19 protein-coding genes are annotated in these 21,435 nt (G+C 73.3%); 7 read left to right on the top strand and 12 right to left on the bottom strand.

Annotated features, from left to right (window positions below):
- Nucleotides 1-3: 3 nt before the first annotated feature.
- Nucleotides 4-1,674 (bottom strand): multicopper oxidase family protein, encoded by a 1,671-nt coding sequence (locus tag BLT72_RS21795; protein ID WP_091416250.1) that lies wholly within the window; start codon nucleotides 1,672-1,674, stop codon nucleotides 4-6.
- 308 nt (nucleotides 1,675-1,982) lie between these two features.
- Nucleotides 1,983-2,396: a response regulator gene (locus BLT72_RS21790; protein ID WP_157720598.1), complete on the bottom strand. Its 414-nt coding sequence runs from the start codon at nucleotides 2,394-2,396 to the stop codon at nucleotides 1,983-1,985.
- 321 nt (nucleotides 2,397-2,717) lie between these two features.
- Here BLT72_RS21790 and BLT72_RS21785 point away from each other — a divergent pair, with 321 nt between their 5' ends.
- Together BLT72_RS21785 and BLT72_RS21780 are read left to right on the top strand one after the other, a co-directional pair.
- Nucleotides 2,718-3,473, top strand: a complete 756-nt coding sequence (locus tag BLT72_RS21785; protein ID WP_091416245.1) for a YcnI family copper-binding membrane protein — start codon at nucleotides 2,718-2,720, stop codon at nucleotides 3,471-3,473.
- A gap of 1 nt (nucleotide 3,474) precedes the next feature.
- Nucleotides 3,475-5,160 carry a copper resistance CopC/CopD family protein gene (locus BLT72_RS21780; RefSeq protein WP_091416243.1) on the top strand — a complete coding sequence of 562 codons (1,686 nt, stop codon included), beginning with the start codon at nucleotides 3,475-3,477 and terminating at the stop codon, nucleotides 5,158-5,160.
- Between the two features lie 8 nt (nucleotides 5,161-5,168).
- Here BLT72_RS21780 and BLT72_RS21775 read toward each other — a convergent pair whose 3' ends face one another.
- From BLT72_RS21775 to BLT72_RS21765, 3 genes are read right to left on the bottom strand one after another with little or no spacing between them, the layout of a single operon-like run.
- On the bottom strand, nucleotides 5,169-6,563 hold the full coding sequence (locus tag BLT72_RS21775; RefSeq protein WP_091416241.1) for a sensor histidine kinase: 1,395 nt from the start codon (nucleotides 6,561-6,563) through the stop codon (nucleotides 5,169-5,171).
- Nucleotides 6,560-7,249: a response regulator transcription factor gene (locus BLT72_RS21770; RefSeq protein WP_091416238.1), complete on the bottom strand. Its 690-nt coding sequence runs from the start codon at nucleotides 7,247-7,249 to the stop codon at nucleotides 6,560-6,562. Before BLT72_RS21770 ends, BLT72_RS21775 begins: the two co-directional genes overlap by 4 nt.
- Nucleotides 7,250-7,301: 52 nt before the next feature.
- Nucleotides 7,302-7,871, bottom strand: a complete 570-nt coding sequence (locus tag BLT72_RS21765) for an adenylyl-sulfate kinase (protein ID WP_091416235.1) — start codon at nucleotides 7,869-7,871, stop codon at nucleotides 7,302-7,304.
- Nucleotides 7,872-7,948: 77 nt separating this feature from the next.
- On the opposite strand from BLT72_RS21765, the gene BLT72_RS21760 reads away from it, so the two are divergent.
- A complete protein-coding gene (locus BLT72_RS21760) occupies nucleotides 7,949-9,052 on the top strand; it encodes an NADH:flavin oxidoreductase/NADH oxidase (RefSeq protein ID WP_091418127.1) in 1,104 nt (367 codons plus the stop codon).
- Between the two features lie 138 nt (nucleotides 9,053-9,190).
- Here the strand turns inward: BLT72_RS21760 and BLT72_RS23410 are convergent, their stop codons facing one another.
- Nucleotides 9,191-11,209 (bottom strand): ABC transporter ATP-binding protein, encoded by a 2,019-nt coding sequence (locus BLT72_RS23410; RefSeq protein ID WP_280949237.1) that lies wholly within the window; start codon nucleotides 11,207-11,209, stop codon nucleotides 9,191-9,193.
- Between the two features lie 194 nt (nucleotides 11,210-11,403).
- Nucleotides 11,404-12,873, bottom strand: coding sequence for a metallophosphoesterase (locus BLT72_RS21750; RefSeq protein WP_091416232.1), 1,470 nt, complete (start codon nucleotides 12,871-12,873; stop codon nucleotides 11,404-11,406).
- Nucleotides 12,874-13,346: 473 nt separating this feature from the next.
- Between BLT72_RS21750 and BLT72_RS21745 the strand changes: the two genes are divergently transcribed.
- Together BLT72_RS21745 and BLT72_RS21740 are read left to right on the top strand one after the other, a co-directional pair.
- Nucleotides 13,347-14,228 (top strand): ABC transporter permease, encoded by an 882-nt coding sequence (locus BLT72_RS21745; protein WP_091416230.1) that lies wholly within the window; start codon nucleotides 13,347-13,349, stop codon nucleotides 14,226-14,228.
- Nucleotides 14,203-15,027 carry an ABC transporter ATP-binding protein gene (locus BLT72_RS21740; RefSeq protein ID WP_231930220.1) on the top strand — a complete coding sequence of 275 codons (825 nt, stop codon included), beginning with the start codon at nucleotides 14,203-14,205 and terminating at the stop codon, nucleotides 15,025-15,027. The genes BLT72_RS21745 and BLT72_RS21740 overlap by 26 nt, the downstream gene beginning before the upstream one ends.
- Nucleotides 15,028-15,081: 54 nt before the next feature.
- Here the strand turns inward: BLT72_RS21740 and BLT72_RS21735 are convergent, their stop codons facing one another.
- The 3 genes from BLT72_RS21735 to BLT72_RS21725 are packed head-to-tail and all read right to left on the bottom strand — an operon-like array spanning nucleotide 15,082 to nucleotide 16,245.
- Nucleotides 15,082-15,519 (bottom strand): VOC family protein, encoded by a 438-nt coding sequence (locus BLT72_RS21735; RefSeq protein WP_091416227.1) that lies wholly within the window; start codon nucleotides 15,517-15,519, stop codon nucleotides 15,082-15,084.
- Nucleotides 15,516-15,815 carry an ArsR/SmtB family transcription factor gene (locus tag BLT72_RS21730; protein ID WP_091416224.1) on the bottom strand — a complete coding sequence of 100 codons (300 nt, stop codon included), beginning with the start codon at nucleotides 15,813-15,815 and terminating at the stop codon, nucleotides 15,516-15,518. Before BLT72_RS21730 ends, BLT72_RS21735 begins: the two co-directional genes overlap by 4 nt.
- 40 nt (nucleotides 15,816-15,855) lie before the next feature.
- The gene (locus BLT72_RS21725) at nucleotides 15,856-16,245 is read right to left on the bottom strand and encodes a hypothetical protein (protein ID WP_091416221.1); all 390 of its coding nucleotides are present in this window, start codon (nucleotides 16,243-16,245) and stop codon (nucleotides 15,856-15,858) included.
- A gap of 181 nt (nucleotides 16,246-16,426) precedes the next feature.
- On the opposite strand from BLT72_RS21725, the gene BLT72_RS21720 reads away from it, so the two are divergent.
- Together BLT72_RS21720 and BLT72_RS21715 are read left to right on the top strand one after the other, a co-directional pair.
- A complete protein-coding gene (locus BLT72_RS21720) occupies nucleotides 16,427-17,464 on the top strand; it encodes an LCP family protein (protein ID WP_091416217.1) in 1,038 nt (345 codons plus the stop codon).
- Between the two features lies 1 nt (nucleotide 17,465).
- Nucleotides 17,466-18,788, top strand: coding sequence for an MFS transporter (locus BLT72_RS21715; RefSeq protein WP_091416213.1), 1,323 nt, complete (start codon nucleotides 17,466-17,468; stop codon nucleotides 18,786-18,788).
- Between the two features lie 53 nt (nucleotides 18,789-18,841).
- Here BLT72_RS21715 and BLT72_RS21710 read toward each other — a convergent pair whose 3' ends face one another.
- Nucleotides 18,842-19,750: a type IV toxin-antitoxin system AbiEi family antitoxin domain-containing protein gene (locus BLT72_RS21710; RefSeq protein WP_091416209.1), complete on the bottom strand. Its 909-nt coding sequence runs from the start codon at nucleotides 19,748-19,750 to the stop codon at nucleotides 18,842-18,844.
- Between the two features lie 135 nt (nucleotides 19,751-19,885).
- Nucleotides 19,886-21,298, bottom strand: coding sequence for a CCA tRNA nucleotidyltransferase (locus tag BLT72_RS21705; RefSeq protein WP_231930710.1), 1,413 nt, complete (start codon nucleotides 21,296-21,298; stop codon nucleotides 19,886-19,888).
- Nucleotides 21,299-21,435: the final 137 nt, after the last annotated feature.

Below are 21,435 nucleotides of genomic sequence, written 5' to 3'. Positions count from 1 at the left end.
GGCTCAGTCGTCGTCGGTGGCGGGGTCACCCTTGATCGGGTCGTTCCCGTCCTCGTGCTCGGAGTCCAGGCCCACGCTGAACTGGTGCATCATGTCGTGGTCCTCGTGCGGCAGGTTGTGGCAGTGCATCATGTACTTCCCGCGGTGCGGCCCGAACTTCATGATCACCCGGACGACCTCGTTCTCCCCGACGTAGACCACGTCCTTCGGGCCGAGCTCGTAGGGGAAGGGCGGCTTGCCGTTGCGGCTGAGGATCTTGAAGTCGATCAGGTGGATGTGCACCGGGTGGAACCAGCCACCGGACTTGTTCTCGATCTCCCAGATCTCGGTGTCGCCGAGGCCCGGGTCGGCGACCACCTTCGTGTACTCCGACTCGACGATGTCGTTCCACGTGTCGCCGTTGATGCTCCACTCGTTGGTGACGTCGTCCTTCTGGACCCGGATGTTGCGGACCTTCAGGTTCTTGGTCGGCGCCAGGTCCATCACCTCGCTGTTGACCAGCGGCTTGGTCGGGTCGTCGGTCAGCCGCTTCTCCCCGGTGGCGGGGTCGACGGTGACGCGGAACTCGGTCGGGATCTTCCAGTTCTTGACGGCGTCCGGCACCGCGTCGCCGATGACGTCGAAGGCCATGATCTTGCCGGTGTGGTCGTAGTCGCGGTTGTTCGGGTTGCTGAGGTTCTTCAGCTCGATGCGGGTGCCGGGGGCGTAGCTGCGGAAGTCGACCAGGAACTCGTAGCGCTCGGCGCTGCCGTGCCGCCACTGCGTGACCTTCTGGACCTTGGGCATCATCCCGCCGTCGGTGGCCACCATGTGCACCGAGGCACCGTTCGAGAGGCTGGGCCGGTAGGAGCGCGAGATCGAGGCGTTCAGCAGCCGGAACCGGTAGACGGCGCGCTTCACGGGCATCACCGGCCACGGGGTCCCGTTGACCATGATCACGTCGCCCCACAGGCCGGAGTGCGAGCGGTCGTCGTACATCAGCGAGCCGTCCGCCTTGAACATCGCGTCCGACAGCGTCAGCGGCACGTCGTACTCACCCTGCGGCAGCGCCGCGCGCTCCACCGCGTCGTGCAGGTGGTACTGCGCGGCCAGACCGGAGTAGGCGTTCTGCGCGGTGTAGTGCTGCGCGTGGTCGTGGTACCACAGCGTCCGGGCCGGCTGGAAGTTCGGGTACTGGTAGTACTTCTTCTGCCCGTTGAGGGTCAGGTCCCCGGCGTAGCCGTCGTACTGCGGCAGCGACGCCGACCCGTGCAGGTGGGTCGAGATCGGGCTCGGGGTCTTGAAGGTCGCCGTGCTGGCCCCGAGCGCGTTGCGCACGATCAGCTGGACCGTCTGACCCTGCTCGACGTCGATGCGCGGGCCCGGGATCGAGGCGTTGTAGCCCAGCATCGTGGTGCTCAGCTTGGGCAGGATCTTGCCGGCGGGGACGGTGGCGGTCCTCGCCGTGACCTCGTAGTACTTCCGGACGACCTTCCCGCCCTCCTCGACCACCGAGGTCGGCGCCAGCACCGGCGGGAGGGTGAGGGGCTTGGCGTAGCGGCCCGGGAAGTTCCCGCTGCTGAGCAGGCTGGGCGTGCTGGCCTCCACGGACCGGCCGAGCGGCAGGGCGAGGCCTGCGGAACCGATGGCGGCGAGCCCGCCGAGCTTGAGTGCGTCGCGACGCGAGAGCTTCATCTGTTGTCCCCCCGGACGTGTGATCGTGAGGCGGGTCAGCGCTCCGGGGCCCCTGGTCCCCGGAACGGTTCCGCGGGCGGCTGGCCCGGGTTTCCCGTTGCCGCAAGCCTCGTGCCTCGGGGTCCCCCGCAGGACCCTCACGGGTGGGGGAGCGGCGACCCCCCAAACACGGGGGTCGCGGTCCCCGGGAGAGCCTCTCGACCGGTCGGTCGGTGCGCGGGCGAGCGCGCCGACGGCCGTCGGTCGGTGCGCGCTCAGCCGGGCCGACGGGCACCCGACGCCCCCGGCGTGGGGCCGGGTCGCCAGGCTCAGACGGCGGTGGAGAAGCCGGCGGCGACGTCCTCCGGCCAGGCGGTCCCGCCGCGGGCGACGTGGCGCACGGCGTCCAGCACGTGGGCCCCGTCGGCGCCCTTCACCAGGTAGCCGACCGCCCCGTTGGCCTCCGCGGCGGCGCGGTTGGTGCGGACGGGGTCGGAGCTGAACAAGATGACGCGGGCGGAGGAGCCGGCCCGCTGCAGGTCGGCGGTGGCCTCGAGCCCCGACCGGGTGGTCATCCGCACGTCCATCAGCACCACCTCCGGGTCCAGCTCCGCGACGGCGGCGGCCACGGTCGCCCCGTCGGCGCACTCCCCGACGGCCACCAGGTCGCCGCTGGCGTTGACCAGCTCGACGAGTGACCCGCGGAAGAAGTCGTGGTCGTCCACGACCAGCACGCGTGTCATGCGGATCCCCTCTGAGGCGGGCGGCGGACGGTGGCCCGCCACCCCAGCATGAACACCGGGAGGGGAAAAATCCACCCCCGGCGCGTGAGGACGGCACCCCCTGGATGAGGGGGCCGGTGGCCGGCCCCCCCGTTCGGGGGGGCCTCCCCTCCCCCTCGTGAGGCTGCTCGCGGCACCGCGCCGGCAGCAGGCTGAGGGCACCATCGCGGGCCGGCCCACGGCTCCGGGGCCGGTGTCCAGCCGTCTCCCGGTCCCGGCCCAGGCCCGCGCGACCGAGCACCAGCAGCACGGGCCCGTGACCGGGTCCTCAGGGGGAACACCATGACCAGCACCCGTACCACCGCCCGGCTCGCCGCCATCGGCGCCGCCGCCGCGCTCGCCGCCGTGGCCCTGCCGGGCTCGGCCTCCGCCCACGTCTCCGTCACCGCCGACACCACCGCCGCCGGCAGCTACGCGGTGCTCACCCTCGCGGTCCCGCACGGCTGCGACGGCTCGCCCACCACGCGGGTCGCGGTCCGCGTCCCGGCCGGGATCGAGTCGGTGACCCCCACCGTCAACCCGGGGTGGACGGTGGCCAAGCGCACCGAGGAGCTCGCCGCACCGGTCACCACCGCGCACGGCAAGGTCCTCACCGAGCGGGTGTCCGAGGTGGTGTGGACCGCCCGCACCCCGCTCGCCGAGGGCTACCGGGACACCCTCTCGCTCCAGGTGTCGCTGCCCGAGGACGCGGCCGGCCGCACGCTGGTCTTCCCCACGGTGCAGACCTGCACGGAGGGTGAGACCGGGTGGACCCAGGTCCCCGCCGCCGGCCAGGACGCCGACGCCCTCGAGCACCCCGCTCCCTCCGTGACGGTCACCGACGCGGCCGCCCACGGCCATGGTCATGACGCCGCGGCGGCACCGGCCGAGGAAGCCGAGGCTGCCGAGGGAGCCGTCGCCACGGCCACGGTGCCGGCCGGCTCGACCACCGGCGCGGCCGACCTCGGCGGCCTGGTGCTCGGCGCCCTCGGCCTGGCTGCCGGCCTGACCGCCCTCGTCCGCGGCCGCTCGGCGCGGACCCGCCCCGACCAGGCCTGAGGTGCGCAACCGCCGCCGCTGGGCCCGCGCGCTCGGACTGCTGGCCGCGCTCCTGCTCGGCGCCGTGCTCGGCGCCCCGTCCGCGTCCGCGCACACCCGGCTGGTCGACACGGTGCCCGCCGACGGCACCGTGGTCGCCGCCGCGCCCGGCACCGTCGAGCTCCGGTTCAACGAACCCGTCACCGTGGTCGAGGGCGGCTTCGCCCTCTACGACAGCACGGGCCGGCACACCGTCGACGGCGTGCCCAGCACCGTCGGCGTGAGCAGCCGGGACCGCGTCGTCACCGCGGCGCTGCCGACCGGGCTCGCCCGGGGCAGCTACCTGCTGGGCTGGCGCGTCGTCTCGGCCGACGGCCACCCCGTGGGCGGGGCCGTCGCCTTCGCCGTCGGGGCTCCTTCGGCGACACCACCCTCGGCCCCGGACCTCGACACCCGCGGCGGGGCCGTCGCCACCCTGCGGACGTCCCTGCAGGTCCTCAGCTGGCTCGGCCTGCTCGGCGGCGTCGGGCTCTGGGTCTTCCGCCACCTGGTGCTCGCCCCGGGGACCTGGTCCGGCCGCGGCGGACGGCTCGTCGTCGGCGGCCTGGCGCTCGCCGTGACCGCCACCCTGCTGCTGGCCGGCACCAGCGCGGTGGAGCAGGCGGGTGGTCCGGTCTCCGACCTGGCCGACGGCTGGGCCTGGCAGGAGGGCCTCGGCTCCGGCTCGGGGGCCGGCGCCGCCGTGGCCCTCGTCACCGCGGGCGCCCTGCTGCTGCTGGTCGCCGGGCGGCTGCCCGCCGCAGCCGCCCGGGGCGTCGGGCTGCTGGGGTCGCTCGTCGCCCTGTCCTCCGTGCTGGCGACCGGGCACACCCGCACCGTCGGCCCGACGTGGGTGATGGCGCTGCTCGACCTGGTGCACGTCAGCGCCGCCGCCGTCTGGTCCGGTGGGCTGCTCGGGCTCGGCCTGCACCTGCTGGCCGCGCGCCGCCGGCCCGAGGAGGCGGTGGCCACCGCGGCCGTCGTCGTCCGGTTCTCGGCGCTGGCGGGCGTGCTGGTCGGCCTGCTCGGCGTGAGCGGCCTGGCCATGGCCACCCTGGTGCTGGAGCGGCCCGCCGACCTGACGGGCACCGGCTGGGGCCGCGCCCTGCTGGCCAAGCTGGCCCTGGTGGCCGTCGTCGGCGTGCTCGCGGCCTGGAACCGCTACTCCCTGGTCGGTGCGGTCCGCCGTCGCGGCGCACCGGCCGAGCAGTGGCGGCGGCTCCGCGCCGCCGTCGTCGACGAGGCGGCCGTCGTCGTCGTCGCCCTCGCCGTCACCGGCGTGCTCGTCGGGCAGAGCCCCAGCGCGCCGGCCGAGCCCGGCAGCCCGGCGGCAGTCACCGCGGCGTCGGCGCAGCGGGCCGAGCTGGGCACGGGGAGCGTGCAGCTGAGCGTCGCCCCGGGCGGGGTGGGCACGCGGACCGCGGAGCTGACCCTGCGCGGTCCGGACGGCGCCCCGCTGGTCATCGACGAGCCGCCGCGGGTCTCGCTGTCGCTGCCGGAGCAGGGCCTCGGCCCGCTGCCGGCCACCGTGCGACCGCTCGACCAGCCGGGACGCTACGCCGTCTCGGCGGCCCTGCCGGTGCCCGGCGCGTGGCAGCTGCTGGTCAGCGCCCGGACGAGCCGGTTCGACGAGCCCACCGCGGTCCTGGTCGTCCCGGTGAACGGCTGAGCGGGGTCTCAGCCCGGCAGGCCCCGGCGGGCCGCGGAGTCGACCGGCAGCTCCACCTCGACGGAGGTGCCCCGGTCCGGTCCGGTCGCGACCACGAGCCGGCCACCGAGGCTCTCCACGCGGTCGGCGAGCAGCCGGAGGCCCAGGTGGCCCTCGGCGCGCTTGTCCAGCCGGGAGGGGTCCACCCCCACGCCGTCGTCGGCGACGACGAGCCGGACGCGGGCGGTCTGCGGGTCGGTGGCGTCGGGCGCGACCGGGCCCAGCGAGATGGTCACGGTGCTCGCCTGCGCGTGCTTGACGACGTTGGCCAGGCTCTCCCGCACCACGCGGTACAGGGTCGTCACCTGGTCCTCGGCCAGCTCGGGCACGTCGGCGAGCTGCAGGTCGACCGCGAGACCCTCCGCCCGGACGTTCGACGCCAGCGCGCCCAGCGCCTCGACGAGGTTGCCGTCGCGCAGGTCGGGCGGGTACAGGTCGGTCATCAGGGTGCGCAGGCTCTGCACGGAGCGCTGGAGGGCCTCCTGGACCCGGGCCATCAGCGGGGCGTGCTTCGGGTCGACCGACGGCGCGACCGCTCCCAGCGCGTAGCCGATCCCGGCCAGGTCCTGGATCGGACCGTCGTGCAGGTCGGCGGCGAAGCGGACGCGTTCGGCGTCGGAGCTCGAGAGGGCGCGCTCGAGCAGCCGCGCGCGCTCGTCCTGGTGCCGCCGGAGCCGCCGGGCCAGGGAGACGGCGATCGGGATCTGGATCGCCTGCAGGACCAGCAGCGGCCCCAGCACCAGCGGCAGGGTCTGCCGGAGCAGGCGGTCGGCGACGTCCTCGACCCGGTGGTAGTCGTAGTAGGCCTCGAAGGCCATCGGCGGGTACCCGGGCATGACGAGCGGGGTGTAGACCTCGACGTAGCGGCTGGGCCCGCGGTCCTCCTCGACACCGGCCGGGGCGCCCGCGCTGGGCAGGGCGTCCGCCTCGGGCGGGTCGTCCTCGAAGTCCGACGTCGTGCGGCCCGCGATGGCGTCCTGGACCTCGATCGGGACCGGCTCCACCAGGTTGCCGACGTCCTCGGCCTTGTTGCTGAACAGGACCATGCCATCGGCGCCCCACACGGTCACCTCGGTCAGGTAGCCGTCGGACATCCGGTTGGCGAGGGCGCGCCGCAGCTCGTCGGCCTTCGCCTCGTCGTACTCCAGGTAGCCCGGCAGTCCCGGCTTGATCACCAGGTTGGCCAGCCGCACCGTCATCCGTTCGGCGTCGTCCAGGGCCTGGGTCTGCGCGACCCGTTGGCTGGCGAAGGCCGCGCCGAGGCCGATGGCCAGCATCACGGCCAGCCCCAGACCGACCAGCAGCGTCAGCTCGCGCCGCGCGCCGATGCGGATGACCCGGACGCCCGACGCCCGCTTGCTCACGAGTCGAGGAGCTGCAGCTGGCGGGCGCGGTTGACGGCCTCGATCCGGCTGCTCACGTGGAGCTTCGCGTAGACGGTCTTGATGTAGCCCCGGCAGGTGTGCACGCTGATCCCCATCACCCGGGCCACGCTCTTGGCCTGCAGGCCCTGGCCGATGTAGCCCAGCACCTCGAGCTCACGGGCGGTCAGCGCGTCCGGCGCCCCGGCCGCGGTGGATACCGGCGCGGTCCGGCGGAGCGACGGCGCCACCACCATGCGGCCCGGCCGGGCACTGCGCAGCAGGTCGACCATCTCGGCGAGCGTGCCCCCCTTGGGGATGAAGGCCGAGGCGCCGGCCTGCGCGGCACGCGCCACCCACTCGGCGTCGGTGTGCGCGGTGACGACGGCGACGGCGGTCGCCGGGCTCGCCTGCCGCAGCCGGCGGGTGGCGGCCAGGCCGTCGGTGCCCGGCATCTGGATGTCCATGACGACGACGTCGGGCCTCAACCGGCCGGCCAGCTCGACCCCCTCGGCCGCGGACGAGGCCGTGCCCAGGCAGCGGAAGCCCGGGACGGCCGCGAGCGCGGCCGTCAGCAGATCGCTGAAGCACTGGTGGTCGTCCACCACCAGCACCGTGGTCTCGTCCCGGACCTCGCTCGGTCGGGGCGCCGTCAGCGCCGCCCCATCAGTGTTGCCACCGTTCGACATCTGTCCCCCCGGAGAACGTCGTGGTGGAGCCACGATAGGCCGGGTGGCGCTGTCAAGCGCGTGAAACGTCAAACCCGTCCGCTGACGGAGCACATTTCTGTGCGACCCAGCCCGCCGCCCGCAGCACCGCGTCGGCCACGGCGCCCCGGGACAGCCCGTCCACCCGCACGTCGGCGTCGGCGACGGCGGCCGCGTCCAGCACGGCGTCCAGCTCGCCCCGCCGGTGCAGGTGCCAGGCGAGCCCCTCCGGGTCGTCGGAGTGCCGCGCCCGCAGCCGGGGTTCGACGACGGCGGCGGCGCCGAGCAGCCGCACCACCTGCAGGGGGACGCCCAGCGCCCCGGCGTAGCGCTCCCGGTCGTCGCGGCTCTCGGCCACGCCGGCCAGCACCAGCCGCACCGCGCCGGCCGCCCGGTAGGCGCGCGCGACCGCCGCCAGGTTCCTCAGCTCGAGGGCGGTGTGGAAGGGGTCGCCGGCCGGGGCCGGCCAGCAGCGGCGCAGCTCGTCGAGGTCGACGACCGCGTGCGGCACCCCCTGCTCCCGCAGCCGGTCCCCCACCGCGTCGGCCGTGGTGGTCTTACCCACCCCGACGGTGCCGGTCAGCAGCAGGGCTCGGCAGGTCATGGCGGCGAGGCTAGGCGACCCGTGTGACCGAGCGCACGCCGACGGTGCGGAATCGGGCCTGGTCCCGCCCGGTTGCCCTGGACATGCCCGCGCTCTTCACCCCCCTGACCCTGCGTGACCTCACGATCCCCAACCGCGTCTGGCTGGCACCGATGTGCCAGTACTCCGTGCTGGCCGAGGACGGCGTGCCCACCGACTGGCACCTCGTTCACCTCGGCTCGCGAGCCCAGGGCGGGTTCGGTCTGATCATCACCGAGGCCACCGCCGTCGTGCCCGAGGGCCGGATCAGCCCGCAGGACACCGGGCTCTGGAACGACGAGCAGCGGGACGCGTGGGCCCCCGTCGTGGACTTCGTGCACGCCCAGGGCTCGACGATCGGCGTGCAGCTGGCGCACGCCGGGCGCAAGGCCTCCACCTACCGCGGCTTCCCGGGCGAGCCCACCGGCACCGTCGCCGAGGACGAGGGCGGCTGGACCTCCGTCGGCCCGGGCACGGACGCGTTCCCCGGCTACTCCGCCCCCCGCGCCCTCACGACCGCGGACCTGCCCGGCGTCGTCACGGCCTTCGCCGACGCCGCCCGCCGGGCCGACGAGGCCGGCTTCGACGTCGTCGAGGTGCACGCGGCCCACGGCTACCTGCTGCACCAGTTCCTCTCGCCGCTGTCCAACACCCGCACCGACGGCTACGGCGGCGGCTTCGCCGGCCGCACCCGGCTGCTGCTCGAGGTCGTCGACGCGGTCCGCGCCGTCTGGCCCGACGGCAAGCCGCTGTTCGTGCGGATCTCCGCCACCGACTGGACCGAGGGCGGCTGGGACGGCGACGACTCGGTCCGGCTCGCCGGGGTGCTCAAGGACCGGGGCGTCGACCTGGTCGACGTCTCCACCGGCGGCAACGTGACCGCCGACATCCCGGTCGGCCCGGGCTACCAGCTGCCGTTCTCCGCGGCCGTCCGCAGCCAGGCGGGCGTCCCGACCGGCGCCGTCGGCCTCATCACCACCCCGCAGCAGGCCGAGGAGGTGCTGGCCTCCGGCCAGGCCGACTCCGTGCTGCTGGCCCGCGCCGCCCTGCGCGAGCCGTCCTGGCCGCTCCGGGCCGCCGCGGAGCTGGGGCTGACCTGGCGCGAGGCGCCCTACCCGGCCGCCTACGCGCGGGGCACGTGGGACGACGTCCGCGCCGCCTGATCGTCGGGTCCAGCAACGCCACAGCTCGCCGGTCCGCTGTCCTCGGCCCACGCCCGGGAGCCTCGTCGCACCGCGCGCGGAGCTGCCGCTCCCCTGAGCCTGTCGAAGGGCCTTCGACAGGCCCAGGCCGCGGTCTGCTCAGAGGCTGACGTCGGCCCGCTGACGGCCGCGGCCGTCGCAGACCGTGCTGCCGTCGCTGAACAGGACGCCGTCGGCGAAGCGGGCCTCGACGGCGCCGCCGCTGAACTGCTCGGTGTAGAGCCGGGCGTACAGCCCGCCGCGGGCCAGCAGCTCGGCGTGGCTGCCCTGCTCCACCAGCACCCCGTCCTCGAGGCCGAAGATGACGTCGGCGTTCTGGATGGTCGAGAGCCGGTGGGCGATGGCGATCGTGGTCCGGCCGCGGGTGGCCCGCTCGAGGGCGTCCTGCACCAGCCGCTCCGTCTCGGTGTCCAGCGCTGAGGTCGCCTCGTCCAGGATCAGCACCCGCGGGTTCATCAGGAACACCCGCGCGATGGCGAGCCGCTGCTTCTCCCCGCCGGAGAGCCGGTAGCCCCGCTCGCCGGTGATGGTCTCGTAGCCGTCGTCGAAGCTCATGATCCGCTCGTGGATGTTGGCGTCGCGCGCCGCCTGGTGGATCTCCGCCTCGGTCGCGTCGGGCCGGGCGTACGCGATGTTGTCGTAGATGGTGCCGTGGAACAGGTACGGCTCCTGGGTGACCATCCCGACGGCCTCGGCCAGGGAGTTCATGGTGGCGTCCCGCACGTCGACGCCGTCCACGAGCACCGCGCCCTCGCTCACGTCGTAGAAGCGCGGCACCAGGTAGGTCATCGTCGTCTTGCCCGACCCGGACGGGCCGACGATCGCGGCCAGCTGCCCGGGCCGGACCGTGAGGCTGAGGTGGCGCAGGGTCCAGCCGTCCCCCGCGGGCCGCTCGGGCTCCACGGGCGCCTCCGGGTCCACGACCGCCTCGGGCCGGGCGAAGCGCGCCGCGCCGGCGCGGCCGCCGGTCAGCTCGCGCGGCTCCGGGTAGCGGAACCAGACGTCGCGGAACTCCACCGAGCCACCCTCCGCGCCCCCGGGCAGGTCGCGGGCCCCGGCCCGTTCCTGGACGGCGGGCACGAGGTCGAGGTACTCGAAGATCCGCCGGAACAGGGCCAGCGAGGTCTGCACGTCCAGCGTCACCCGCATGAGCTGGATGAGCGGCATCTGCAGCCGCGCCTGCAGGGTGGTGAACGCGACGAGGGTGCCGGCGGTCAGCCCGGACCCGCCGCCCAGCCGACCGGTGATCATGAACCCGGCGACCAGGTAGATCAGCGCCGGGGTGATCGCGAAGAAGGTCTGCACCAGCGCGAAGAACGCCCGGCCGGTCATGGCCTGCTCGACCTGCAGCCGCGTCTGCCGCCGGTTCTCCTCGCGGTAGCGGGCCACCTCGGAGTCGGCCCGGTTGAACACCTTGGCCAGCAGGATGCCCGAGACCGAGAGCGACTCCTCCGTGATCGCCGTCATCTCCGACAGCGACTCCTGGGTGCGGCGCGCCAGCCGCTGGCGCCGCCGGCCCACCCGGACCTGGAGGACGACGAACAGCGGCATCAGCACCAGCGTCAGGACCGTCAGCTCCCAGGACAGCAGGACCATCGCGATGAACGCCGAGATGACGGTGACCGAGTTCTGCAGGATCGTCGTCGCGGTGTCGGTCAGCACCGTCCGGACGCCGCTGACGTCGTTGGCCAGCCGGGACTGGATGGCGCCCGTCCTGGTCGCGGTGAAGAAGGCGAGCTCCATCTTCTGCAGGTGGGCGAAGAGGGTGCTGCGGAGGTCGGCCATCGCCGAGTTGCCGATGGTCGCGGTCAGCAGGTTCTGGCCGATGCCGATCAGCGCGCTCAGCACCGGGATCACGCACAGCCCGGCGACCAGCCACGCCAGCAGCCGGAGGTCGGCCGGTCCGCCGTCCACCCGGAAGAGCGCGTCGTCGAAGACGGCCCGGGTGAGGAAGGGGGCGACCGAGGTCAGCACCGCCGCGGTGACCACCGCCACCGCGACCAGCAGCATCTTCGCCTTGTACGGCGCGAGAAGCCCGGCGATCCGGGAGAGCACCCGGTCGTCCGGGGCCGGTGGGGTGGCCGTGGCCGGGGCGGTGGGTGCGGGGGCCGTGGTCACGGGCGGCGTGCCGGAGCGGTGGTGCGACGGGCCTGGTGCCTCATGCGCCGAGCCTAGGTCAGCAGCGCGCACCCCCGGGACGCAGCAACGGCGGGCCGGGTGGCCCGCCGTGCTGCTCCTGCCCGGCGGTCTCCCCTCTCCCCCGATCGGGAGGGAGGACTGCGGCGCGTTGACCGCCGGGTCGGGGGACGGGGTCAGACGAAGTCGACGGCGACGGTCTGGTCGTAGGCGTGCCAGGTCTTGTTGTCGAAGGGGGCGTAGATCGTGCTGGAGACCGTCCCCTTCGTGGTGTCCACGCTGAGCATCCGGACCGGGTTGGTGGTGCCCTCGTGGAAGGTGGTCAGGAAGGAGTAGACCTTGTTGCCGGCCTTGCCGGTGTCGACCCGGGCCTTGGCGGCGTAGCCCACGTGGCCGGAGAAGACCATCTTGATGTTCGGGTACTGGCTGACCAGGTTGTCGAAGACGTACTTGCCGGACGCGTCGCCGTAGCCACCGTTGCTGGTGGAGATGGTGTTGTTCCCGTTGAGGTAGAAGTGCGTGGAGATGATGACGTTGTGGTCGGGGTGGCTGGCCACGACGGAGCGGGCCCAGGCGACGGCGGCCTTGCGGGGCGCGAACTCGAGCGTGAGGACCATGAACTTCTTGCCGCCGGCCTGGTAGGTCGCGTAGACGTTGTCGATCTTGCCGGGCTCGAACGCGCCGGCCACGTTGCCGAAGTCCTCGGCGGAGAAGTAGTGGTTCAGCGTCCGGGTGTCCCGGACCAGCTCCCAGGTCTTCCCCGGCCGGGCGCTGCCGCCGACGCCGGTGGCCATCGAGTCGTGGTTGCCGACGGCGACCGTGTACGGGGTCTGGTTGGCGGTCAGCACGCCCATCCCGACCTTCGCGCGGTCGTACTGCTCGTGGGCGTCGGTGTCCCAGTTCACGAGGTCGCCGGTCTGGGCGACGAAGGCCACCTTCTGGTTGACCAGCCACTGGTTGCGCGCCTTCATCCGGGCGTCACCGGCCTTGAGCACCTCGAGCTGGGTGTCGGGCACGACCGCGAACTGGAACGGACCGGCGGACGCGGCGGGGCTGGAGGGCGTGGGGGTCGGCGTGGGCGTCGGGGCCGGGGTCTCGGGTGCGGCCGGGTCGGCGCCCTTCGTGGCGACGTAGAAGCGGACCCCCTCGAGGGTCCAGCCGGCCTTCGTCATGGTGGCGCTCTCGCCGGTCAGCGTGGCGACCCGGTGCTGGGTGCCCTTCACCAGCCGCGGCATGCCCACCCGGCAGCCGGTCGCGCCGGTCGGCGAGACGTAGAAGCTGGTGCCCTGGTCGACGTAGCCCTTCGCGCTGACGGCGGACCCGATCTCGGTGCTGCTGATGGAGAAGAGGAAGTCCTGGGTCTTGGCGTTGTACAGGCGGTGCACGCCGACCAGGCCGGCGGCCTTGACGGTGGAGCCGTAGAAGACGACGCCGCGGTCGGCGGTGAAGCCGTGCTTCGCCGCCTTGGTGACCTCGCCGGCCCACGGGGTCAGCAGGCTCGAACCGACCTTCGGGTTCACGACCTGGTAGATGGGGTCGTCCAGCGCCGAGCAGGTGGGTGAGGCCGCCGAGGCCGCCTGGACACCGGCGCCGGCCAGCAGGGCGATGCTGGCACCGGCCGCTCCGATGATCTTGATCGACTTCATGGTGCACCTCGGGATCGTTGGAAGGTGGTGGATTTCCTGGTCGAACCCCGAGTGACCACGACCCTAGGAAGGCGCGGGCGGGCACCGCTACGGGCGGGAGCGGAGTCGGGACCTTCGCCTGCGGAACCGCGCGGGGTGTGCCCGAAGGCCCTCCCCGCCCCGGTGACGAAAGGCGTCCGGGGACGGGACTTCGGTCCCGGTGGACGACCCGGGCCCCCTCGACGGGCGTGCCGGGCCGCCGGCGGTCCCCGGGCCTAGGGTGAGCGCGTGAGGTGGTGGTCGCTGGGCGTGCCCGGTCCGTCGCCGCGCCGGCACCGCGCGCGGGCGTCCCGGCTGAGCGGGCCGGAGGTCGGGCTCGTGGCAGACTGTCCACCCAGATCGGGCAGCCGGGAGCCGGCCCCGGACGCCACACGGACCCGGACCGACGGTCGTGACCACGGACGAGCAGGAGTCGGAATGGAGACGGTGCGGCCATGACGGCGCCCACCCGGGACAACGAGACGGAGTTCGAGCCGGTCTACCACCGCTACGGCCCGCACCGTGCCGGGCTGCCCCCGCTCGTCCCGTACTTCCGCGAGCTGTGGCACCGCCGGGAGTTCGCCGCCGAGATGAGCCGCGCCACGATGCGCAGCGCCAACGTCTCCACCTTCTTCGGCCAGGCCTGGCTGGTGCTGAACCCGCTGCTGACGGCGGCCGTCTACTACCTGCTGGTGACGATCATCCGCGGTCGGCACGACCCGGCCTTCTTCACCCACCTCACCCTCGGGCTGTTCGCGTTCAACCTCGTCTCGACCTCGATCACCTCGGGCGCGACGTCGGTCACGACATCGGGCCGGCTGCTGATCAACACCGCCTTCCCCCGCCTGCTGATCCCGCTCTCGGCGGTGCGCACCGCGTTCTTCCGGTTCCTGCCGACGATCCCCGTCTACCTCTTCTTCCACGTGCTCTTCCTCCGCGACCAGTGGAGCTGGCAGATGCTGCTGGGTGGCTACTTCCTGGTGACGATGATCCTGTTCGGGATGGGCATGGCCGCGTTCTTCTCCACGCTGCAGATCTACTTCCGCGACACCTCGAGCTTCCTGCCCTTCTTCGTCCGGCTCTGGATGTACCTGTCGCCCGTGCTCTGGCTCCCGGAGGCGATCTTCAACAGCGACTTCCCGCGCTGGATGCTCACCCTGATCCAGATCAACCCGATGTACTCGATGCTCGGGGGCTACTCCGACGCCATCCAGGAGGGCCGGGTGCCCGACCTGTCGATGTGGGTCACCTCGGCCGTCTGGGCGGTGGCCGTCGCGGTCCTCGGCTTCCTGTTCTTCATCTCGAGGGAGCGTGAGTTCGCTGTCCGCCTCACCTGAGTCCCCCGCCCCCGTCGTCGTGCCGACGGACCCGCCCTACGCCGTCCGGGTGGAGAACCTGTCCATCACCTACCGGACGACCTTCGAGCGGAAGCCCACCCTGAAGCAGGCCCTGGTCCGCTTCGGCCGCGGCCAGCGCGCGGTCCGCGAGGTCGAGGCGATCAAGGACGTCAGCTTCGACGTCCGCACCGGCACCGCGCTGGGCATCATCGGCTCCAACGGCGCCGGCAAGTCGACGCTGATGCGGGCGATGGCCGGCATCCTGCCCCCCACCAGCGGGTCGATCGAGGTGTGGGGCAAGGCCAGCACGCTCCTCGCCCTCGGCGTCGGCTTCAACAAGGACCTGTCGGGCCGGGAGAACATCATCCTGGGCGGTCTCGCCTCCGGGCTGTCCCGCAAGGACGTCGAGGAACGGGCCGACGACGTCGCCGAGTGGACCGAGCTGGGCGAGTTCATCGACATGCCGATGCGCACCTACTCCTCCGGCATGTCCGCCCGCGTCGGCTTCTCCGTGGCCGTGCACATGAAGCCCGACATCCTGATGATCGACGAGGCGCTCTCCACCGGCGACGCGAAGTTCCGCGAGAAGGCCAACGCCAAGATGGCCGAGCTGCGGCAGAGCGCCCGGGCGATGTTCCTGGTCAGCCACGGCCTCGGCTCCATCAAGGAGATGTGCAACGAGGCCATCTGGCTGAACCAGGGCCAGCTGATGATGCGCGGCGAGCCCGAGGAGGTCGTCAACGCCTACATGCGCTTCGTCAAGGTCAAGCGCACGGCCGTCACGGACGAGGACATCTAGCGGGCTCGATCCCCGGGAGGAGCCGCCGACGCTGCCCCCGGCCCACGCCGGAGGCTAGGAGCCCTCTCCGCGGGTGAGCGGAGCGAGCGCCGACGGCGCCGTCAGCTGCAGCAGGTTCCCGCAGGTGTCGTCGATGACGGCGGTGACGACCGGGCCCATCTCCGTGGGTGGCTGGACCACCCGCACGCCGCGCGCCTCGAGCACGGCCACGACGGCCCGCACGTCGTCGACGGCGAAGGAGCCGCTCGGGATGCCGTCCGCCGTCAGCGCGGCCTGGTAGGCCCGGGCCGCCGGGTGGTCGTCGGGCTCCAGCAGCAGCTCGACGCCGTCGGGGTCCTGCGCGCTCACGACGGTCAGCCAGCGGTGCTCGCCCAGCGGGAGGTCGTGCTTGAGCCGGAAGCCCAGCACGTCGGTGTAGAAGGCCCGGGCACGGGCCTGGTCGTCGACGTGGATGCTGGTCAGGACGATCCGCGGGGCGGGTTCGGTGGTCATGGGGTCTCCTCGGTGGGCAGCGGCCAGCGCTCCAGGACGGCGCGCAGGGGTGCGGTGGAGAGCGTGTGCAGCTTGGTCCGCCCGCTCCGCCGCGTCCGCACCAGACCCGCCGCCTCCAGCACCGCGAGGTGCTGGGACACCGCCTGCCGGGACGAGGTGACCTGGTGCACCACGGCCAGCCGGGTGCACAGCTCGAACAGCGACTGGTCGTCGCGCTCGCGCAGCTCGTCGAGCAGGAGACGCCGGGTCGGGTCGGCCAGCGCCCGGTACAGGCCGGCCTCCGCCTCGTCCTCCATCTCCTGCACTATAGGCAAGTCATGGCTTGCCTTTCAAGGGTCAACCCGCGTCGAGCCGCCACTGCAGGAAGTCGGTCAACGAGCCCGACTCCCCGTCACGGCCGCCCTTGCCCACCACCAGCGGCGGCGGGCTGGGCTGCAGCCGCACCCCGGACAGCCGCTCGCGCAGGCCACCGGGCACCGTCAGCACGTAGTAGGAGCCGTCGTCGCCGATGGCCAGGCTGCGGTTCTTGCGCAGGTACCAGCCGGTCTTGTCCGTCCGCACGGACTGCCCCGTGAACAGGACGGCCCGCAGCGGCTCGGGGGCCAGCCCGCGCGCCCGGGCCTCGGTGACGAACGCGTCGACGAGCTTCTGGGCCTGCACCGACTCCCCGCGCTCCTGCGCGGCGGCCAGCTCGGCGCGGCGGGCGGCTTCCTCGGCGCGCGACATGAGGCCAACCTAGCGCCGGCCGGGCCCCGCCGGTCGGCGCGGTGCGGTCCCGGGCCGCCGTCCGGGCTCGATCGGGCCGGCTCGTGCGTTGAGCGACGCGGGACGCCGGCCTGTCGCAGCCCCGTCCCCGGCGGACCCCGCCCGTAGACTGCGCTCACCTTCCAGCCGAGGACCCATCTGCATGCCCGAGACCCCAGCGCCCGCAGGCCCCGACGCGGGGAGCGCGAGCACCCCTGTCCGCACCCGCCGGCGGCGACGCCTCTGGCCACGCCTGCTGGCCGTGGTGGCCGGGGTCGTGGTGCTGGCCCTGGTGGCGGTCGGCGTCTACGCCTGGCGCGTCGACAGCGGCCTGACCAGCAACATCAACCGCGGCATCGACCTGCCGGGTGACGCCCCGTCCGGCGAGTCGGCCCGGCCGAGCGCCGAGCCCGAGACCGGCACCCTGAACTACGTGCTGCTGGGCTCGGACAGCCGCGACCCCGAGGACGAGGGCGACGGCCGCAGCGACTCGATCATGGTCGTCCACCTGAACAAGGAGCGGGACCAGGCCTCGATCATCTCGTTCCCCCGGGACATGTACGTCGACATCCCGGGCCACGGCAAGAGCAAGATCAACGACGCCTACGCGTTCGGCGGCCCGGCCCTCGCCGTCCGGACGCTGGAGCAGCTCACCAACGTGCGGATGGACCACGTCGTCCTCGTCGGGCTCGAGGGGTTCATCGGCCTCACCGAGGACCTCGGGGGCGTCACCGTCACCAACAAGACGGCCTTCAGCTCGCACGGCTTCGACTACCCCAAGGGCAAGGTCACCCTCCAGGGCGAGAAGGCCCTGTGGTTCGTCCGGGAGCGCCACTCGCTGCCGAACGGGGACCTCGACCGGGCCGAGAACCAGCGCAACGTCATCAAGGCCATCGTGGCGAAGGGGCTCAGCGCCGACGTCATCTCCGACCCGGCGCGCTTCACCGGCTTCATCACGAACCTGGCCAAGCACCTCACCGTGGACAACAGCCTCACCGACGCCGAGATCCGCCGGACGGCGCTGTCCCTGCGCCTCCGGGCCCAGGACATCACCCTGCTGCAGGCGCCCCTGAGCGGGTTCGGCACCACCGCCGGCGGCCAGAGCATCGACGTCGTCGACACGACGAAGCTCGCGGAGCTCTCGGAGGCGCTCAAGAAGGACACGATGGAGGCGTACGTCAAGAAGTACCCCGAGGGCTGAGGTGGAGTTCCTCCGCAGCCTGCGGCGCCTGTGGCGGCACCAGCTGTTCCGGAGGCTGCTCGCGGTCCGGGTGGCCACCCAGTCCTGCGACGGCCTGCTGCAGATCGCGCTGGCCTCGTTCGTGCTGTTCTCCCCCGAGCGGCAGCCCGACGCCGCCTCCATCGCCACCGTCCTGGCCATCACCCTGCTGCCGTTCTCGGTGCTCGGCCCCTTCGTCGCGGTGGTGCTGGACCGCTTCTCCCGGCGCCAGGTGCTGGTCGTCGTCGACCTCGGCCGCTCGGTGCTCTGCCTCGGGCTGGCGGCCCTGGTGGCCACCGGGCTGCGGACGCCGGCCGTCGAGGCGGTGTTCTACGGCCTCGTCCTGCTGGCGATGAGCCTCAACCGCTTCCTGCTCGCCGCGCTCTCGGCGTCGCTGCCGCACACCATCGAGCCCGACGAGTACATGGTCGCCAACTCGGTGGTGCCCACGGTCGGGCCGGCCGGGGCACTGGTCGGCGTGGGGGTCGGGACGGGGCTGCGCCTGCTGCTCGGCCAGTCGATGCCCGACTTCACCGCCAACGCGGTGCTCTTCACCGTCGCCGCGGCCGGCTTCGTGCTGAGCGTCAGCCTGGCGCTGCGGATCCCGCGGGACCGGCTGGGTCCCGACGTCGAGGAGCCGACCCGGGCCGGCGACGTCGTCGCCGGTCTGGTCGAGGCGCTCCGGCACCTGCAGCAGCGCCCCGCCGCCGGGATCGGGCTGCTGACCATCGGCGCCCACCGGGTGGTCTACGGGATCGTCACGGTGGCGACGATCCTGGTCTACCGCAACTACTTCCACACCGTCGACGAGGTCGACGCGGCGATCGCGGACCTGGGGCTGCTGGTGGTGGTCACCGGGGCCGGGTTCGTGGTGGCCGCCGCCGTCACCCCGCCCGGGACCGCGCGGCTCGGCGTCCGGCGCTGGCTGGTGGTGAGCCTGGTGGCCTCGGGCGTCCTGCAGGTGCTGCCGGGGGCCATCTACGCGACGGTGCCGCTGCTGGTGGCCGCGTTCCTGCTGGGCGTGACCGCGCAGAACGTCAAGATCTGCGTCGACACCCTCGTCCAGGCCCACGTCGACGACGAGCTCAAGGGCCGCGTCTTCGTGCTCTACGACATGGTCTTCAACATGGCCCTCGTCGTCGCCGCGGTGATCGGCGCGCTGGTGCTGCCGGCCGACGGCAAGTCGGTCCTGGTGCTGGTCGTGCTGGCCGCCTGCTACCTCGTCACCGCCGCCGTCTTCGCCGCCGTGACCCGCGGGCTCGCCATGGACCGCGGCACCGAGTCCCTGCAGGCCCAGCCGGTCTGACCCCGCTGCGGCCGATCGGTCGTCCCGCGCCCGTTGCAACGGGCGCAGGAGCATCAACGGGCCGTACGACGGAAGGCGCGGTGCAACCGGTCGGCCAGCACGATCTCCCGGTCCAGATCGGCCCACGTCCAGCGGACGATCTGCCAGCCCAGGTCACGGAGCGCGTCCTCACGCAGCTTCTCGGCCCACAGCACGTCCTCGGCACGCTGGCCGGGCCGCAGCAGCCGGCCGTACTTCACCCGGCCGTCGAACTCGCCGAGCGTCCGCTGCTCCTCCCAGACGAAGTCGCAGCGCCCGACCAGTGCCCCGTCCGCCGAACGCACCTCGTGCTGCAGCCCCGACGGTGGCAGGCCCAGCCGGTGCAGGACGACCCTGCTCAGCGACTCGCCGGCGCTCTCGCTCCGGCCGTCCAGCGACCGGCAGGCCCGGCGCGCTGCGGCCAGGCCGGGCCGGCCGGCGGAGCTCGCGAGCACCGACTCGACCTCCTCGACCGAGGTCCCAGCCCTCAGGGCGGCGTCCCCGGCAGCGACGGCCGGACCGAGCGGCAAGGTGCGGGCGAGGTCGACCACCGTCCGGGCCGGCGTCGTCACCTGCCAGCCGTCGACGCTGGTCACCTCGTCGTCGGGCAGCGGCGCCGCCCGGAGGTGCACGGCTCCCCGCACCTTGCCACTGGTCACGCTCGACCGGGTGATCTCCACCCGTCCCAGAGCGCCGACGACCGGCAGGCCCAGCACCACCGCTGCGGAGCGATGGCTCAGCACGGAGTCCGGAGCCAGCAGCGGTACGGTGGCGAGCAGCAGCTGGCGGTGCCGGGTCTCGGCATCGGGCTCGAGGTCTGCAGCGGTCCGGTAGGCACCTCGGCGGAGCCGGACCAGCTCACCCGAGCGGACGAGCCGGGCCACCTCCGCAGGAGAGTAGCCGGCCGCGAGCAGGTCACGGGTGAGCACGGGGTGGTCGGACATGGCCCTAGCCGACCAGATCGGGCGCCCGTCGGACCGCCCACGCAAGGGATCTGTGGACAACGCCCGGTCCTGCGGCCGTTCGACGCTCCTGCGCCCGCTGCAACGGGCGCAGCAGCACCCGGGGGCCGCACGAGCTCAGCCCGGCGCCTGCTCCGCCCACCAGGCGCGCAGCGCCTCCTCGGCCCGCTCGGGACCGAGGGGTCCCTCCTCGATCCGCAGCTCCAGCAGGTGACGGTAGGCCTGGCCCACCAGGGGGCCGGGCGGGACGTCGAGCAGCGCCATGATCTGGCGGCCGTCGAGGTCGGGCCGCAGGGACGCCAGCTCCTCCTGCTCGGACAGCACGGCGATGCGGTCCTCGAGGTCGTCGTACGCCGCCCGCAGCCGGGCCGCCTTGGCCTGGTTGCGGGTGGTGCAGTCGGCGCGGGTGAGGATGTGCAGCCGCTCCAGCTGGTCGCCGGCGTCGCGGACGTAGCGGCGGACAGCGGAGTCGGTCCAGCTGCCCTCGCCGTAGCCGTGGAAGCGCAGGTGCAGGAACACCAGCTCGCTGACCGCCTTGACCTCGTCGCTGGAGAAGCGCAGCGCGGTCAGCCGCTTGCGGACCAGCTTCGCGCCGACGACGTCGTGGTGGTGGAAGGAGACCTTGCCGCCCTCCTCGAACTTGCGCGTCGCCGGCTTGCCGACGTCGTGCAGCAGCGCGGCCAGCCGGTTCACCAGGTCGGGCCGCGACGGCAGCCGACCCTCCAGCTCGATCGCCTGCTCCAGCACGGTCAGGCTGTGCTCGTAGACGTCCTTGTGGCGGTGGTGCTCGTCGCGCTCCAGCCGCAGCGCGGGGAGCTCGGGCAGCACCCGGTCGGCCAGCCCGGTCCGGACCAGCAGGTCCAGCCCCGGCCGCGGACGGTCGGTCAGCAGCAGCTTGGTCAGCTCGTCGCGCACCCGCTCGGCGGAGATGATGGCGATCCGGTCCGCCATGGCCGTCATCGCCGCCACCACCTCCGGCGCCGGGGTGAAGCCCAGCTGGGCGGCGAAGCGGGCGGCCCGCATCATCCGCAGCGGGTCGTCGCTGAACGACGCCTCGGGCGTCCCGGGCGTCCGGATCTGCCCGGCGGCCAGGTCGGCGAGCCCGCCGTACGGGTCGACGAAGCGGTTCTCGGGCAGCGCGACCGCCATGGCGTTGACGGTGAAGTCGCGCCGGACGAGGTCGCCGGCGAGGGTGTCCCCGAACTGCACGACCGGCTTCCGGCTGTCCGCGGCGTAGGCGTCGGAGCGGAAGGTGGTGACCTCGACCACCCAGCTGGTGCCCTGGTCCTCGACCTTGCAGCCGATGGTCCCGAACTCCTTGCCGATCGTCCAGACCGCCGGGGAGAAGCGGCGCAGCAGCGCCTCGACGTCGTCGGGCCGCGCCGAGGTGGTGAAGTCGAGGTCGTGGCCGAGGCGGTCCAGCAGGGCGTCGCGGACGCTGCCGCCGACGAGGTACAGCTCGTGCCCGGCCTCGGCGAAGAGCCGGCCGAGCCGGCCGGCGACCGGCGCGATCCGCAGCAGCTCGGCCACCGCGTTGGCCTGGGCCTGGTTCAACGTGGGCGTGGACACGCCGACCCACTCTACCGGCGCGGCCCGGCCACGGCCGCCGTCCCGACGCCCGCCGTCGGGAGCGCAGCGGGCTGCCCGTGCGTTGTCCGGCTCTAGGA

This window comes from Friedmanniella luteola (genome assembly GCF_900105065.1).
Lineage (GTDB): Bacteria > Actinomycetota > Actinomycetes > Propionibacteriales > Propionibacteriaceae > Microlunatus > Microlunatus luteolus.
This window is presented reverse-complemented; position numbering and strand designations above follow the sequence as displayed.